The 14992-nt window shown below is 68.9% G+C and carries 16 protein-coding genes; 8 read left to right on the top strand and 8 right to left on the bottom strand.

Annotated elements, in window-relative coordinates; translation table 11 throughout:
* Positions 1 to 19: 19 nt before the first annotated feature.
* From tpiA to ACZ5J1_RS07695, 3 genes are all read left to right on the top strand, one after another.
* Positions 20 to 790, top strand: coding sequence for a triose-phosphate isomerase (gene tpiA / locus ACZ5J1_RS07705; RefSeq protein ID WP_464564743.1), 771 nt, complete (start codon positions 20 to 22; stop codon positions 788 to 790).
* An 80-nt stretch (positions 791 to 870) separates the two neighbouring features.
* Positions 871 to 1056 carry a preprotein translocase subunit SecG gene (secG, locus tag ACZ5J1_RS07700; RefSeq protein WP_464564741.1) on the top strand — a complete coding sequence of 62 codons (186 nt, stop codon included), beginning with the start codon at positions 871 to 873 and terminating at the stop codon, positions 1054 to 1056.
* A complete protein-coding gene (locus tag ACZ5J1_RS07695) occupies positions 1056 to 1415 on the top strand; it encodes an RNA polymerase-binding protein RbpA (RefSeq protein WP_464564039.1) in 360 nt (119 codons plus the stop codon). Before secG ends, ACZ5J1_RS07695 begins: the two co-directional genes overlap by 1 nt.
* A gap of 12 nt (positions 1416 to 1427) precedes the next feature.
* Here ACZ5J1_RS07695 and ACZ5J1_RS07690 read toward each other — a convergent pair whose 3' ends face one another.
* Positions 1428 to 2294, bottom strand: a complete 867-nt coding sequence (locus tag ACZ5J1_RS07690; protein WP_464564037.1) for a serine/threonine-protein kinase — start codon at positions 2292 to 2294, stop codon at positions 1428 to 1430.
* 35 nt (positions 2295 to 2329) lie between these two features.
* Between ACZ5J1_RS07690 and ACZ5J1_RS07685 the strand changes: the two genes are divergently transcribed.
* Entirely contained in the window at positions 2330 to 2863 is a 534-nt protein-coding gene (locus ACZ5J1_RS07685; RefSeq protein ID WP_464564035.1) for an RNA polymerase sigma factor, read from the top strand.
* A 76-nt stretch (positions 2864 to 2939) separates the two neighbouring features.
* Positions 2940 to 3521: a hypothetical protein gene (locus ACZ5J1_RS07680; protein WP_464564033.1), complete on the top strand. Its 582-nt coding sequence runs from the start codon at positions 2940 to 2942 to the stop codon at positions 3519 to 3521.
* On the opposite strand, the gene pgl is transcribed toward ACZ5J1_RS07680, so the two are convergent.
* The 4 genes from pgl to tkt are packed head-to-tail and all read right to left on the bottom strand — an operon-like array spanning position 3518 to position 9091.
* Positions 3518 to 4237 (bottom strand): 6-phosphogluconolactonase, encoded by a 720-nt coding sequence (gene pgl / locus ACZ5J1_RS07675; RefSeq protein WP_464564031.1) that lies wholly within the window; start codon positions 4235 to 4237, stop codon positions 3518 to 3520. The two genes, ACZ5J1_RS07680 and pgl, sit on opposite strands and share 4 nt — an antisense overlap.
* A gap of 29 nt (positions 4238 to 4266) precedes the next feature.
* Entirely contained in the window at positions 4267 to 5934 is a 1668-nt protein-coding gene (gene pgi, locus ACZ5J1_RS07670; protein WP_464564029.1) for a glucose-6-phosphate isomerase, read from the bottom strand.
* On the bottom strand, positions 5931 to 7034 hold the full coding sequence (gene tal / locus ACZ5J1_RS07665; RefSeq protein ID WP_464564027.1) for a transaldolase: 1104 nt from the start codon (positions 7032 to 7034) through the stop codon (positions 5931 to 5933). The genes pgi and tal overlap by 4 nt, the downstream gene beginning before the upstream one ends.
* The gene (gene tkt, locus ACZ5J1_RS07660; RefSeq protein WP_464564740.1) at positions 7031 to 9091 is read right to left on the bottom strand and encodes a transketolase; all 2061 of its coding nucleotides are present in this window, start codon (positions 9089 to 9091) and stop codon (positions 7031 to 7033) included. Before tkt ends, tal begins: the two co-directional genes overlap by 4 nt.
* A 169-nt stretch (positions 9092 to 9260) precedes the next feature.
* On the opposite strand from tkt, the gene ACZ5J1_RS07655 reads away from it, so the two are divergent.
* Positions 9261 to 10220: a heme o synthase gene (locus ACZ5J1_RS07655; protein ID WP_464564025.1), complete on the top strand. Its 960-nt coding sequence runs from the start codon at positions 9261 to 9263 to the stop codon at positions 10218 to 10220.
* Between the two features lie 125 nt (positions 10221 to 10345).
* Here ACZ5J1_RS07655 and ACZ5J1_RS07650 read toward each other — a convergent pair whose 3' ends face one another.
* The 3 genes from ACZ5J1_RS07650 to ACZ5J1_RS07640 are packed head-to-tail and all read right to left on the bottom strand — an operon-like array spanning position 10346 to position 12835.
* Complete coding sequence (locus ACZ5J1_RS07650; protein ID WP_464564023.1) at positions 10346 to 11206, bottom strand: COX15/CtaA family protein; 861 nt, start codon at positions 11204 to 11206, stop codon at positions 10346 to 10348.
* The gene (locus ACZ5J1_RS07645) at positions 11203 to 11970 is read right to left on the bottom strand and encodes an ABC transporter permease (protein WP_464564021.1); all 768 of its coding nucleotides are present in this window, start codon (positions 11968 to 11970) and stop codon (positions 11203 to 11205) included. The genes ACZ5J1_RS07650 and ACZ5J1_RS07645 overlap by 4 nt, the downstream gene beginning before the upstream one ends.
* 10 nt (positions 11971 to 11980) lie before the next feature.
* Positions 11981 to 12835, bottom strand: coding sequence for an ABC transporter ATP-binding protein (locus ACZ5J1_RS07640; protein WP_464564019.1), 855 nt, complete (start codon positions 12833 to 12835; stop codon positions 11981 to 11983).
* 121 nt (positions 12836 to 12956) lie between these two features.
* On the opposite strand from ACZ5J1_RS07640, the gene ACZ5J1_RS07635 reads away from it, so the two are divergent.
* Entirely contained in the window at positions 12957 to 13577 is a 621-nt protein-coding gene (locus ACZ5J1_RS07635) for a helix-turn-helix transcriptional regulator (RefSeq protein WP_464564018.1), read from the top strand.
* Between the two features lie 35 nt (positions 13578 to 13612).
* A complete protein-coding gene (gene sufB / locus ACZ5J1_RS07630) occupies positions 13613 to 14992 on the top strand; it encodes a Fe-S cluster assembly protein SufB (protein WP_464564738.1) in 1380 nt (459 codons plus the stop codon).

The following is a 14992-nucleotide window of genomic DNA, read 5'->3' as shown; positions in this document are numbered from 1 at the left end:
AACCACCCGTACCCCGCTGATGGCGGGCAACTGGAAGATGAACCTGAACCACGCCGAGGCTGTGGTGCTGGTCCAGAAGCTCGCTTGGACGCTCTCGGACAAGAAGCACGACTACGCCTCCGTCGAGGTCGTGGTGGTTCCGCCGTTCACCGACCTGCGGTCGGTCCAGACCTTGATCGACGGTGACCGGCTCTCGATCAAGTACGGCGCCCAGGACGTGTCGGTGCACGAGTCAGGCGCCTACACCGGCGAGATCTCGGCCGGCATGCTGTCCAAGCTCGGCTGCTCGTACGTCGTGGTCGGCCACTCGGAGCGTCGTGAGTACCACGCTGAGTCCGACGAGCTGGTGAATGCCAAGGCCAAGGTCGCGCTCGCCAGCGCAATGACGCCGATCATCTGTGTCGGGGAGCGTCTCGACGTCCGCCAGGCCGGCGGCCACGTGGCGCACTGCACGGCGCAGACCGAGGCTACGCTGGCCGGGTTCACGGCCGAGCAGGTCGCGGGCCTCGTCATCGCCTACGAGCCCGTCTGGGCGATCGGCACCGGCGAGGTGGCGACTCCAGAGGACGCGCAGGAGGTCGCTGCGGCCATCCGCGCCCACGTCCGCGAGGCGTTCGGCGATGCTGCCGCGGACGGTGTGCGTGTGCTCTACGGCGGCTCGGTGAAGGCGTCGAACGTCGCCGCGATCATGGCCCAGACCGACGTCGACGGCGCTCTGGTGGGCGGTGCGAGCCTGCAGGTGGACGAGTTCTCTGCGATCTCGCGCTTCTACGCCATGCCGGTTCTCTGATCCAGCCCCTTCGTAACGTAGGATCCTCAATCGTGCTCGAACTGCTTCTCACCATCATCCTGATCACCAGCAGTGTGCTGATGATCCTGCTGGTCCTGCTCCACAAGGGGCGCGGCGGCGGTCTTTCCGACATGTTCGGCGGAGGCGTCTCGAGTGGCCTCGGCGGCTCGTCCGTCGCCGAGCGCAACCTCGACCGACTGACGATCGGCATCGGCTGCATCTGGTTCGCCAGCGTCGTGGCTCTCGGCATCGTGAAGGCCTACTGATGGCCGGCGGCGGTAACGCGATCCGGGGCAGCCGGGTCGGCGCCGGACCGATGGGCGAGGCGGAGCGCGGCGACGCGGCTCCGCGCAAGGCGGTCACCTACTTCTGCGCCAACGAGCACACGTCGGTGATCACCTTCGCCGTCGAAGCGGCCAGCCCCGAGTCCTGGGACTGCCCGAAGTGCGGTCTCCCGGCCGGCCTCGACGAGGCCAACGCCCCGGCGGCCAAGAAGACCGAGCCGTACAAGACGCACCTGGCCTACGTGAAGGAGCGGCGCAGCGACACCGAAGCGGCCGACATCCTCGACGAGGCGATCCAGACCCTCCGCTCCAAGCGGAAGTCCGGCGAGATCATCTTCTGACCCGCGCGGGCCTCACCGCTGCAACAACCACCAGGTGAGGCCCGACGCGGCGCCGAAGGTCAGCACCGAGGCCACGGCGACGACGAGGACCTTGACCCCCGGTCGGCCCTCCGGAGCATCCAGAGCTCCCTCCAACGCGTCCGCCAGGTCCTCCGGTGTCTCGGGGCGATCGGCAGGACGAAGCGACATCGCGGCGACGAGCACCTGATCGACCTGCGCCCCCGCGCCGGACGGTGCGGGCCGGTCCGTCGCCGAGCGCCCCAACGGAGTGTCGAAGGGCACCCGTCCGGTGATCAGCTCGTAGGCGAGCACCCCGAGCGAGTACACGTCGCTGCGGCCGTCCAGAGGCTGCCCCAGGGCCTGTTCCGGCGCCATGAACGTCGGCGTGCCCGTGACGACCGTGATGCCGCTCGCCTCCGCCATCCGTTTGGCGCTCCCCAGGTCACTGACGTGCACGTGACCCGCGTCGTCCAGCAGCAGGTTGGACGGCTTCACGTCACGGTGCAGCACCCCGGCGTCGTGCAGCGCCTGGACGGCGCGCGCCGACTCGGCGGACAGCCGGATCGCCCGGGCCAGGTCACGATCGGCCGACACGGCTTCGCCGACCGTCCCGCCGGCGAGGTAGTCCATCACGAAGTACGGCCGGTCGTCGTGCTCGCCGATGTCGTGCACCCGCACGACCCGCGGATCGTGGATCCGACGCAGGATCCGGGCCTCGTCGAGGAAGCGTTCCCTGACGTCGGCGTGGTGGGACCAGTTGTCGGCCAGGACCTTCACCGCGACCGGGATGTCGAGCTCGGTGTCGTAGCCGCGCCACACCGTCGCGAACGCTCCGACGCCCTCGACCTCGTCGAGCCGGTAACGTCCGAACTGCTTCACAGGAGTCAGTATGGCGAGGTGGCAGGAGGCTGCGGGTGGACGACGCGCTGGTCGAGGCGGCACGGAACGGTGACACCGACGCGCTCGACGCGGTGCTCCGCGAGGTGCAGCCACTCGTCGCACGTCGGTGCCGACGGATCCTGCCCTTCCCGCAGGACGCCGAGGAGGCGTCCCAGGAGGCGATGATCACGATCGCTGCTCGACTCGGTGACTACCGCGGGAGCGGCACCTTCGAAGGCTGGATCGGGGCGATCGCCACGAACCAGGCGCGGATGACCTATCGGAGCCTGCGGCGGCGGGCCGACGAGCGGGGGACCGCCGAGCTCCCCGAGGGTGCCGACCCGGCCCGCGTCAGTGTGATCGCGGGCAGCAGGCTCGACCTGTTGGAGGCCCTGAACGACCTGGAACGCACCCACCCGGAGACGGTCCAGGCGTTCCTCCTCCGCGACCTGGGCAGCCTGCCGTACGAAGAGATCGCGAGCACTCTCGAGACGCCGCTCGGCACCGTGAAGGCACGCATCCACACGGCCCGCCGCTTCCTCCGCCCCCGACTCGTCGAAGAAAGTTAGGCCCGGCCGACAACTTTCCTGCCCGTCGGAGCATCACACCAGGTGAGACCATCAGGGTGATGGCAGAGAGGACACCATGAAGCGCACCATCGCAGCCGGAATCGTCGCCTTCAGCGTGGTGGCGGGGATCGGCGCGGCCTACGCGGTCGACGCGGCCACCGACGACACCACGACCGCCAGCCCGCAGAAGGAGCCGCAGAAGCTCGGGTCCATCGTGCCCGGCGCCTTCGAACCGGTCAGCGCCGGCATGACCGTCGACGAGGCCGAGGAGACCGGCTTCATCGAGCCGGATCCGGAGCGCAACGAGATGTGCCAGGGCGACTTCTACCGGTGGACCGGGAAGGGGACCGATGGTCTGGACCTCATCACCGTCGACGGCAAGGTCGTCTCGCTGGGGATGCGGACATCAGCGCTGGCCACCGCCGACGGCCTGACCGTGGGGAGCACCCGCGCGGACCTCGTCGCCGAGTACGGCGAGGGCCTGGTGCAGACGGTCAGCGACTACGGCCAGCCCGGCGTGCTGGTGCGCGACGGTGAGGACTGGCTCGGGTTCCTCTTCGGCGAGGTCACCCCGGACACCCTCACCGACGCGTCGAAGGTGACCTTCGTCGAGGTCAGCACGGGCAACGCTCCGAGTCTCCTCCGCGACGGCTGCTAGAGCTTGCTGGCAGCCTCGCGGTCCAGGAACCAGATCGTCTCGTCCTGACCCACCACCCCGGCGGCGGGGATCTCGTGCAGGTCCGCGCCGCCGAGGGCGGCGGCGACCGCGTCGGCCTTGCCCTCGCCGGAGACGAGGAACCAGACCGAGGCGCTGCGCCGCAGGGCGGCGTAGGTCAACGAGATCCGTTCCGCCGGCGGCTTCGGTGAACCGGTCACTCCCACGGCCAGGACGTCGGTGACGTCCAGCTGCGGGAAGCCGGGGAAGAGCGAGGCGATGTGGCCGTCGGGGCCGATTCCGAGCATCATCACGTCGAAGCGCGCCGGCACCTGTGCGGCGTACGCGGCGGCGCCCTCGTCCACCGATGCTGCGTCCGCCGTCGAGGCCATCTCGTGGATCCGGTGGGCCGGGACTCCGACGGCGTCCAGGAAGGCCGCCTTGGCCTGACCCACGTTGCGGTCGGGGGAGTCGGGAGCCACGAAGCGCTCGTCACCGAGCCAGAAGTCGACGGCGCCCCAGTCGACGCCGGAGTCGTCGGCCAACCGGGCGACCTCGCCGTGGATGACCTCGGCGATCGTGCCGCCGGTCAAGCAGATCTGGGGTACGTCACCGGCAGCCTGCAGGTCGGCGATCCGGTTGAGCAGCTCACCGGCGACCGCGACCGCCAGCTCGTTGGCGTCCGGGTGGACCTCGACGCGAGCGTCTTCGGGATTCATCGTGATGTCTCTTCCAGTACGAGGGTGGGTCAGGCCCGATGGGCCCGGTAGTAGGCGATCAGCGCCCGGGTCGATGCGTCCTGGGCTGCCGCAGCGGCGTCGTCACCGCTGACGGCCGGGCTGATCTGCAAAGCCAGCTGCTTGCCGAGCTCGACGCCCCACTGATCGAAGGAGTCGATGCCCCAGACGACACCTTGGACGAACGTCAGGTGCTCGTAGAGCGCGATCAGCTGGCCGAGGACGGACGGAGTCAACGCCGGGGCCATGATCGACGTCGTCGGTCGGTTCCCGGTGAAGACCCGTGCCGGCACGATCGCCTCGGCCGTGCCCTCGGCGCGCACCTCGTCGGCGGTCTTCCCGAACGCGAGGGCCCGGGTCTGGGCGAAGAAGTTCGCCAGGTACAGCTCGTGCACGTCCACGCCACCAGCCTCGTCGTCCACCAGCGGGTAGGCCGGCGTGGCGAAGGCGATGAAGTCGGCCGGGATGAGCCGGGTGCCCTGGTGGATCAGCTGGTAGAACGCGTGCTGGCCGTTGGTGCCCGGTTCTCCCCAGAAAACCTCTCCGGTCCCGGTCGTGACCGGTGAACCGTCCCAGCGCACGCCCTTGCCGTTGGACTCCATCGTCAGCTGTTGGAGGTAGGCGGGGAAGCGGTGCAGCTGCTGGGCGTAGGGGAGAACGGCGTGGGTCTCGGCACCGAGGAAGTTCGTGTACCAGACGTTGAGCAGCCCCATCAGGAGCGGCACGTTCGCCTCCGGCGGGGCCGAGCGGAAGTGCTCGTCGACCGCGTGGAAACCCGCCAGGAACTCGGTGAACCGCTCGGGGCCGATGGCCAGGACGAGCGACGTCCCGATCGCCGAGTCGACCGAGTAGCGTCCGCCGACCCAGTCCCAGAACCCGAAGGCGTTCTCCGGGTCGATCCCGAACGCGGCCACCTTGTCCAGTGCGGTCGAGACGGCGACGAAGTGCTTCTCCACCGCTGCCGCCTGGTCGACCTCGCCGAGCTGGTCGCCCAGCGCGGTCAAAAGCCACGCCTTGCAGAGCCGAGCGTTCGTCAGTGTCTCCAAGGTCCCGAAGGTCTTCGACGACACGATGAACAGCGTGGACTCGGGGTCCAGGCCGTCCAGGGTGGTCGCCGCATCGGTCGGGTCGATGTTGCTGATGAAGCGGCAGGTCAGCTCGGGGTGGTGGAACGGGCTCAGCGCCTCGTAGGCCATCACCGGTCCGAGGTCGGAGCCACCGATGCCGATGTTGACCACCGTGCGGATCCGTTGGCCGCTGACACCGGTCCACTCACCCGAACGGACTCGGTCAGCGAACGCATAGATCCGTTCGAGGACCTCGTGCACGCCGGGGACCACGTCGGTGCCGTCGACGAACGCCGCGGCCGTCGAGGGCTGACGGAGGGCGGTGTGCAGCACCGCGCGGTCCTCGGTGACGTTGATGTGCTCGCCGCCGAACATGGCGTCACGCCGAGCCGCCACCCCGACCTCGTCAGCCAGGTCGAGCAGCGCCTTCCAGATCTCCGGGGTGACCAGGTTCTTGGAGAGGTCGATGTGCAGATCAGCTGCCGCCAGCGTCGACCGGCGCACCCACTCGCCGTCGGCGAGGGCGGAGCGGAGGTCGGGACTGAAGTCCGCTGCCAAGGCTTCCAGGCGCGCCCAGGCAGCGGTCGTGGTGGCGTCGACCGGCTTGCTCATGCCTGGGTCAGGGCCTCTGCCACGGTCGACTGGAGGTCGGTCCAGGAGACCTTGAACTTGTCGACACCCTCGGTCTCGAGCAGGGTGAAGACGTCGTCGAGGTCGACCCCCACCGCGGCCAGTGCGTCGAAGACCGCCTGGGCCTCCTCGCCCTTGCCCGTGACCTGGTCACCGTTGACGACGCCGTGGTCGGCGAACGCCTGCATGGTCTTCTCCGGCATCGTGTTGACGGTGTCGGCCACGACCAGGTCGGCGACGTACAGGGTGTCCGGGTAGTCGGGGTTCTTGACGCCCGTGGAGGCCCACAGCGGGCGCTGGGCGTTGGCGCCGGCCCCGGCGAGCGCGGTCCAGCGCGCCGACGCGTGCACCTCCTCGAAGGCGGCGTACGCGAGCCGGGCGTTCGCCAGGGCGGCCTTGCCCCGCAGGGCGAGCGCCTCGTCAGTCCCGATCTTCTCCAGACGGGGATCGATCTCGGTGTCGACGCGGGAGACGAAGAACGAGGCGACGGAGCGGATCGTGGACAGGTCGATACCCGCTGCCTTCGCCTTCTCCAGGCCGGCCAGGTAGGCGTCCATCACGAGGCGGTAGCGCTCGGTGGAGAAGATCAGCGTCACGTTGACGCTGATACCGGCGCCGATCACCTCGGTGATGGCCGGGAGCCCCTCGAGGGTGGCGGGGATCTTGATCAGAGCGTTGGGCCGGTCCACGGCCGCCCAGAGCGCCTTGGCCGAGGCGATCGTCGCCTCGGTGTCGTTGGCCAGCGTCGGCTCGACCTCGATCGAGACCCGACCGTCGTCCTTGGTGGCAGCGGCGACCGGAGCGAGGATGTCGCAGGCATCACGGACGTCGTCGGTGGTCAGCGCGAAGATGACCTCGTCGACGCCCAGGCCCTGAGCTGCGAGGGCGGAGACCCGAGGACCGTACGACTCACCGCCACCGATGGCGGCCTGGAAGATCGACGGGTTCGTGGTGACGCCGCTGACCGAGCTCGACTCGACAAGACCGGCGAGATTGCCCGAGTCGATCCGGTCGCGGGACAGGTCGTCGAGCCAGATCGAGACGCCGGCGTCGGCGAGGGACTTCAGGTTCGCGTTGCTCATGCGGAGGCCTCCGAAGATGTCACGGTGCTGATGGAACGCTGCGCGGCCGAGACGACGGCGTCAGCGGTGAATCCGAACTCACGGAACAGGGTGGCGGCGTCGGCCGACGCGCCGTAGTGGTCGATGGAGATGATCTGGCCGGCGTCCCCGACGAAGTCGCGCCAGCCCTGCTTCACGCCGGCCTCGATCGAGACGCGGGCCTTGACCGTCGGCGGGATGACCTCGTCGCGGTAGGACTGCGGCTGCTCCTCGAACCACTCCACGCAGGGCAGCGACACCACGCGGGCGCCGACGCCCTGGGCCGCCAACGTCTCACGGGCGGTGACGGCGTACTGGACCTCTGAGCCGGTCGCGAGCAGGACGACGTCGACGGTGCCGGTGGGGGAGTCGAGCAGGACGTACCCGCCCTTGGCGACGCCCTCGGTCGTGGCCCACAGCACACCAGATGCGTCGTCCTCACCGCGCGGGAAGATCGGCAGGTTCTGGCGACTGAGGACGAGGCCGGCCGGACGGTCGGTGTTCTTGAGGACCTGCAGCCAGGCCGCAGCGGTCTCGTTGGCGTCGGCCGGGCGGACGATGTCGATACCCGGCATCGCCCGCAGCGAGGCGAGGTGCTCGATCGACTGGTGGGTCGGACCGTCCTCGCCCAGACCGATCGAGTCGTGGGTCCACACGTAGATGACCGGGATCTTGGACAGTGCGGCAACGCGTACGGCGCCGCGCATGTAGTCGCTGAACGTGAAGAACGTGCCACCGAAGACACGCGTGTGCCCGTGCACCTGGATGCCGTTCATGATCGCGCCCATGCCGTGCTCACGGATGCCGAAGTGCAGCACGCGGCCCGCCAGCGGGTCACCGTTCCACTCGTGCGTCGAGCGCTCGAACGGCACGAAGCTCCGGGCACCGGAGATGGTGGTGTTGTTCGAGCCGGCGAGGTCGGCCGAGCCACCCCACAGCTCGGGCAGCAGCGGCGCCAGGGCGTTGATCACCTTGCCGCTGGCGGCCCGGGTGGCGATCCCCTTGGCGTCGGGCTCGAAGGTCGGCAGCGCGTCCTCGACACCCTCGGGCAGGGCCAGCGTCCGGGTGCGCTGCAGCAGGACGTCGGCGTCCGGGTTGTGGGACTTCCACGCGTCGTACTGCTCGTCCCAGGCCGCGCCGTAAGCGGCCCCTCGCTCGAGGAGCTTGCGGGTGTGAGCGAGGACGTCGGCGGGGACCTCGAAGGTCTGGTCGGGGTCGAAGCCGAGCACCTTCTTGGTGAGCGCGATCTCGGCTGCGCCGAGCGCGGAACCGTGGGCTGCCTCGGTGCCCTGGGCGTTCGGCGCGGGCCAGGCGATGATCGTCTTGAGCACGATCAGGCTCGGCTTGTCGCCGACGGCGTTCGCGGCGACGATCGCGTCGTACAGCGCCGGAACGTCCTCCTCGTAGTGGGTGCCGTTGTTGGTCCAGTCGACCTCGTGGACGTCCCAGCCGTAGGCGGCGTAGCGCGCGGCGACGTCCTCGGTGAAGGCGATGTTGGTGTCGCCCTCGATCGAGATCCGGTTGCTGTCGTAGATGACGGTCAGGTTGCCGAGGTTCTGCGTTCCGGCGATCGAGGAGGCCTCACCGCTGACACCTTCCTGCAGGTCGCCGTCACCGGCGAGGCAGTAGATGTGGTGGTCGAACGGGCTCTGGCCCTGAGGCGCGGTGGCGTCGAACATGCCGCGCTGGCGGCGAGCGGCCATCGCCATGCCGACCGCGTTGGCGACGCCCTGGCCGAGCGGGCCGGTGGTGACCTCGACGCCCTTGGTGTGGCCGAGCTCGGGGTGACCGGGGGTGAGGCTGCCCCAGGTGCGGAGCGCCTTGATGTCGTCGAGCTCGAGGCCGAAGCCGCCGAGGAAGAGCTGGTTGTACAGGGTGATCGAGCTGTGACCGATCGAGAGCACGAACCGGTCGCGGTTGATCCACTGCGGGTCCGCCGGGTCATGCCGCATGACCTTCTGGAAGAGCAGGTACGCGGCGGGAGCGAGGCTCATCGCGGTGCCCGGGTGGCCGTTGCCGACCTGCTGCACTGCGTCCATCGCGAGCACGCGGACGGTGTCGACCGCCTTGTCGTCGAGCTCGGTCCACTCCAGCGGTGGGATCGTCGTCACAGGTTTCGTCTCCTCGTCGAGGCCGGGCGGGCCGATCTTTCGGCCGGGGTACGGCGGCAACTCTGAGCCTACCCACCTCCGGGTCTAGACTCACCCCGTGACCTATGTCGACGAAGGGGTGAGTGAGGGTTTGGCCGTCGCTCCAACCGCCGACGAGGTTGAATCCGCCACCTGGCGCGATGTCGTGGCGGCGTACGTCGGGCTCACGAAGCCGCGGGTGATCGAGCTCCTGCTGCTCACCACGGTGCCCGTGATGTTCTTCGCCGCCGGTGGTGTCCCGAGCCTCGGCCTGGTCGTCGCCACCGTGATCGGCGGGACCCTGTCGGCCGGCTCGGCGTCGGTGTTCAACTGCGTCTACGACCGTGACATCGACGAGCAGATGCGGCGCACTCGCCGCCGCGCGTTGCCCCGTCACATCGTCTCCCCGCGGGCCGCGCTGATCTTCGGGTTCGTGCTCGGGATCGTCTCGACCGTCATCCTCTGGTTCTTCGTGAACCCGTTGTCGGCCGTGCTGTCGGTGACCGCGAACGCGTTCTACGTCTTCATCTACACCATGCTGCTCAAGCGTCGGACCACCCAGAACATCGTCTGGGGCGGGATCGCCGGCTGCTTCCCGACCCTGATCGGGTGGACCGCCGTCACCAACGACCTCGCCTGGGCGCCGATCGTGCTGTTCGGTGTGGTCTTCTTCTGGACCCCGCCGCACACCTGGGCGCTCGCGCTCCGGTACCGCGAGGACTACGCCAACGTCGACGTCCCGATGCTGCCGGTGGTCAAGCCAGCCCGCGCCGTGGCTCGTCAGATCGTCGCGTACTCCTGGGTGATGGTGGCGACCTCGCTGCTGTTCTGGCCGGTCGCTGACACCGGTCTGTTCTACGTCGGCGCCGCCGTCGTGCTCGGTGCGGTCTTCCTGGTCGAGGCGCACAAGCTCGCCCGCCGGGCCCGGGACACCGAGGACCTGAGCCTGATCAAGCCGATGCGGCTCTTCCACAGCTCGAACCTCTACCTGTCGCTGCTGTTCGTCGCGGTCGCTCTCGACCCGCTGATCACCCGCTGATTCCGCACTGAGTCGCTGCCGGACGAGCACCGGCGTTGCTCCAACCCCACCACTGCGGGGTTGCGACACCTCAGGACGGCATCGGACCCGTTCCAACCCCGCACTGGCGGGGTTGGAACAGCCGATCAGCTCTCGCTGGCGCGGAGGGTGCGGGCTGCCAGCAGCGCCCAGGTGACCGCGGCGGTGACCAGGGCTGCACCGAGCATGTGGAACCCGACCAGGACGGCGGGCACGTCGGTGAAGTACTGGATCCAGCCGATCGCGCCCTGCGAGCACTCGACCACGAACAGCGTCAGGACCGCCGTCCGCGCGGGCGTGCGCCAGGTGATCAGCAGGAGAGCGAGGCTCAGACCGATCAGGAGGCAGACCAGGTCGGCGTGGACCTGGCTCAGCTCGAGCGTGGAGAGCCCGTTGCGGGGCGCGTCCTTGTCCCCGGCGTGCGGGCCTGCGCCCGTCACGACGGTGCCGGCGTAGAGCACCAGCCACGCGACGACGTACGTCGCCCAGCCGAGCTTGGCCACCGCGCGCTCGTTGCTGCCCGCGGGGCGGTCGTACACCCGCCACAGCAGCAGCACCGCGAGCGAGATGATCGCCATCGACACCAGCAGGTGGAACGAGACCACCCACGGGTTGAGGTCGGTGAGCACCGTGATGCCGCCAATGACCGCCTGCGCCGGGATGCCGAGCGCGATCCAGACCGTGAGCGAACGGTGGGCGGTGCGCCAGGCGGCGACGACCGTCGCGACGGCCACGGCGACCAGCACGTAGGTCAGCATCCGGTTGCCGAACTCGATCGCGGAGTGGATCGTCAGCGCCTGGTGCGGGGTGAAGGACTCCTCGGTGCACCGCGGCCAGGTCGGGCATCCCAGTCCGGAGCCGGTCAGGCGGACGACGCCACCGGTGACGACGATCAGGATGTTCGACACGAGCGTCGCCCAGGCGAGGGGACGCAGGCGTGCCTGCAGATATGCGGTGATGGTGCTCACTCCCAGCGGAAGGTCTTGGCGGTCAACGCGGTCCCGGCGACGGTCCACAGGAGGAGGACGCCGAGGTCGCGCCATGCGACGGCATTGTCGATCAGCGCGGCCCGGATCGCCGAACCGAGCGCGCCCGAGGGCAGCAGGTGGGTGAACTCGCCGAAGCTCCCGTAGACGTGCGACGGCAGGACGACGGCGCCGCCGGCGAGCAGCAGGAGGTAGATCAGGTTGGCGGCCGCGAGCGTCGCCTCGGCACGCAGGACTCCCGCGACGAAGAGCCCGAGCGAGGCGAAGGCGGCGGTGCCGAGTCCGATGGCGAGGACGAACCCGACCACGCCCGGCTTCGGCGTCCAGCCGAGCAGCTGGCCGACGCCACCGATGATGAAGAGCTGCACCACCTCGACGGCGACGAGGGCGAGGATCTTGCCCGACAGCAGGCCGAGCCGGGGCAGCGGCGAGGCACCGAGGCGCTTGATCACCCCGTAGCGGCGCTCGAAGCCGGTCGCGATCGCGAGCGAGGTGAACGAGGTGGACATGATCGCCAGCGCCAGCACGCCCGGGACGAAGGTGTCGACGAGGGGGCGGGTCTCGTTGAGGTTGAGATGCTGGCCACCCTTGACCCCGCCGATCAGGACGATCACCGGCACCACGAGGGCGAGCAGGAGCTGCTCGCCGTTGCGGAGCATCAGCCGGGCCTCCATCGAGGCCTGCGCGATCACCTGGCGAACGACGGGGGCGCTGCCAGGACGGGGCGTGAAGGTTCCGGTGCTCATCGGTTCTGCCTCACTGGTCCGCTTCGTTCAGGCCGCGACCGGTGATCTCGAGGAACACGTCCTCCAGCGTCCGGGAGCCGTGGGTCACCGACTCGATGCCGATGTCGTGCGCGGCGCCCCACCCGTCGAGACGGGTGCGGAGATCGGCCTGCGCCGCCTCGTCCAGCTCCCGGTCGACGACCAGGCGCACGGTGGCGGACGAGCCGCGGGTGAGCTCCTCCGGCGACCCCGAGGCGATCAGCCGGCCGTGGTCGATGATGTGGACCTGGTCGGCCAGCTGCTCGGCCTCGTCCAGGTAGTGCGTGGTCAGGACCACCGTGACGCCGTCGGCGCGCAGCTCTCGGAGCAGCTCCCAGGTGGTCCGGCGGGCCGCCGGGTCCATGCCGGCGGTCGGTTCGTCGACGAAGACGAGCTCGGGGCGGCCCACGATCGCCATCGCGAGACCGAGGCGCTGCTGCTGGCCCCCCGACAGCCGGCGGTACGGCGTCGACCCGCACTCGTGCAGCCCCAGCCGCTCCGACAGCATGTCGATGTCGAGCGGGTCGGCATGCAGCCGGGAGATGTGACGCAACATCTCCATCGCCTTCGCGCCCGACCAGGCGCCCTGGCCCTGGAGCATCACACCGATCCGGGGGAGCAGCTCGCGCCGCTGCGTGGTCGGATCCAGACCCAGGACACGCACGGAGCCGCGCTGAGGTTTGCGATATCCCTCACACGTCTCGAGGGTGGTGGTCTTGCCGGCCCCGTTCGGACCGAGCACCGCGGTGATCGTCCCGGTCTCCACGGTCAGGCTCAGGCCCTGCACCGCCCGCTTGTCGCCGTACGTCATCTCGAGCGCGTCGACGACGACTGCAGGGCCAGGCACGGCCACACTCTAGGGCGGCGGACCCAGCGCGAGGGAGGTTAGGTGAACCTTCGTTGAACGGGCGCCCGAATATCGTCACACTTGTGTTGTGAAAATAGACGAAGCAGGAACGGGACGCCGCGTGGCGCGTTCGCTGCTCGTCGACGGCCCCTCGACGGCAGCGGCCCTTGCTGAGCGTCTGGAGCTGACTCCGGCAGCGGTGCGCCGCCACCTCGACCAGCTGGTCGCCGACGGTGCCGCCGAAGCCCGGGAGCCGCGTGCCACCCAGCTGCGCGGACGCGGCCGTCCGGCCAAGGAGTTCGTTCTCACCGACACCGGTCGTGAGGACTTCGAGCAGACGTACGACGACCTGGCGGCCCATGCCCTGCGTTGGATCCGGCAGACCGCCGGTGAGGACGGGGTCAAGGCCTTCGCCCAGCAGCGCGTGTCGTTCATCGCGGAGCGTTTCGCCGTCATCTCCGGCGCCGCCCCGCACCTGAGCCCGGCGCAGGTGCTGGCCCAGGTCTTCACCGAGGAGGGCTACGCCGCCTCGGTTCGGGAATTACCGGTCATCGGTGAACAGTTGTGTCAACAGCACTGTCCGGTGTCTCACGTGGCGCACGAGTTCCCGCAGTTGTGTGAAGCAGAGACCGAGGCGATCAGCGCGGTTCTCGGCACCCATGTGCAGCGACTCGCCACGATCGCGCACGGCGACGGGGTGTGCACCACGTGCATCCCTCAGATGAAGGAGAAGGTCTCGTGACCACCATTGAAGAGCTCAACCCCGAGCTCCAGGGCATCGGACGCTACGAGTTCGGTTGGGCCGACAAGAACGACGTCGGCGCCAACGCCAAGCGTGGACTCAACGAGGACGTCGTCCGCAACATCTCCTCGCTGAAGTCCGAGCCGCAGTGGATGCTCGACCTGCGCCTGAAGGGCCTCTCGCTCTTCGGCCGCAAGCCCATGCCCACCTGGGGCTCGGACCTGTCGGGGATCGACTTCGACAACATCAAGTACTTCGTCCGCTCGACCGAGAAGCAGGCGGCGAGCTGGGACGACCTCCCCGAGGACATCAAGAACACCTACGACAAGCTCGGCATCCCGGAGGCGGAGAAGCAGCGCCTCGTCGCCGGTGTCGCGGCCCAGTACGAGTCCGAGGTCGTCTACCACCAGATCCGCGAGGACCTCGAGGAGCAGGGCGTCCTGTTCCTCGACACCGACACGGCGCTCAAGGAGCACCCGGAGATCTTCCAGGAGTACTTCGGCACCGTGATCCCGGTCGGCGACAACAAGTTCGCCGCGCTGAACACGGCCGTCTGGTCCGGTGGATCGTTCGTCTACGTGCCCAAGGGCGTCCATGTCGAGATCCCGCTGCAGGCCTACTTCCGGATCAACACCGAGAACATGGGCCAGTTCGAGCGGACGCTGATCATCGCCGACGAGGACTCCTACGTTCACTACGTCGAGGGTTGTACCGCGCCGATCTACTCCTCGGACTCGCTGCACTCCGCCGTGGTCGAGATCATCGTGAAGAAGAACGCCCGCGTTCGCTACACGACGATCCAGAACTGGTCGAACAACGTCTACAACCTGGTCACCAAGCGTGCCTTCTGCGAGGCCGGCGCGACCATGGAGTGGGTCGACGGCAACATCGGTTCCAAGGTCACCATGAAGTACCCGGCGGTCTACCTGATGGGTGAGCACGCCAAGGGCGAGACCCTGTCGATCGCCTTCGCCGGCGAGGGCCAGCACCAGGACGCCGGGGCCAAGATGGTCCACGCCGCGCCGAACACCTCCAGCTCGATCCTGAGCAAGTCCGTCGCGCGTGGCGGTGGCCGGACGTCGTACCGCGGTCTGATCCAGATCAACGAGGGCGCCCACGGCTCCAAGTCCAACGTGCTCTGCGACGCCCTCCTGGTCGACCAGATCTCGCGCTCGGACACCTACCCGTACGTCGACATCCGCGAGGACGACGTCTCCATGGGCCACGAGGCCAGCGTCTCGAAGGTCTCCGACGACCAGCTCTTCTACCTGATGCAGCGCGGCATGAGCCAGGACGAGGCGATGGCGATGATCGTGCGCGGCTTCGTCGAGCCGATCGCGAAGGAGCTGCCGATGGAGTACGCGCTCGAACTGAACCGCCTGATCGAACTGCAGATGGAAGGAGCGGTCGGCTGA

Source organism: Nocardioides sp. JCM 18999 (assembly GCF_055391175.1).
This window is presented reverse-complemented; position numbering and strand designations above follow the sequence as displayed.

Excerpts from the sequence above, each read along its gene's own strand:
- tpiA (WP_464564743.1), top strand. The coding sequence starts at position 20 with ATGGCGGGCAACTGGAAGATGAACCTGAACCACGCCGAGGCTGTGGTG.
- secG (WP_464564741.1), top strand. The coding sequence starts at position 871 with ATGATCCTGCTGGTCCTGCTCCACAAGGGGCGCGGCGGCGGTCTTTCC.
- ACZ5J1_RS07695 (WP_464564039.1), top strand. The coding sequence starts at position 1,056 with ATGGCCGGCGGCGGTAACGCGATCCGGGGCAGCCGGGTCGGCGCCGGA.
- ACZ5J1_RS07680 (WP_464564033.1), top strand. The coding sequence starts at position 2,940 with ATGAAGCGCACCATCGCAGCCGGAATCGTCGCCTTCAGCGTGGTGGCG.
- pgl (WP_464564031.1), bottom strand. The coding sequence starts at position 4,237 with ATGAATCCCGAAGACGCTCGCGTCGAGGTCCACCCGGACGCCAACGAG.
- pgi (WP_464564029.1), bottom strand. The coding sequence starts at position 5,934 with ATGAGCAAGCCGGTCGACGCCACCACGACCGCTGCCTGGGCGCGCCTG.
- tal (WP_464564027.1), bottom strand. The coding sequence starts at position 7,034 with ATGAGCAACGCGAACCTGAAGTCCCTCGCCGACGCCGGCGTCTCGATC.
- tkt (WP_464564740.1), bottom strand. The coding sequence starts at position 9,091 with ATGGACGCAGTGCAGCAGGTCGGCAACGGCCACCCGGGCACCGCGATG.
- ACZ5J1_RS07645 (WP_464564021.1), bottom strand. The coding sequence starts at position 11,970 with ATGAGCACCGGAACCTTCACGCCCCGTCCTGGCAGCGCCCCCGTCGTT.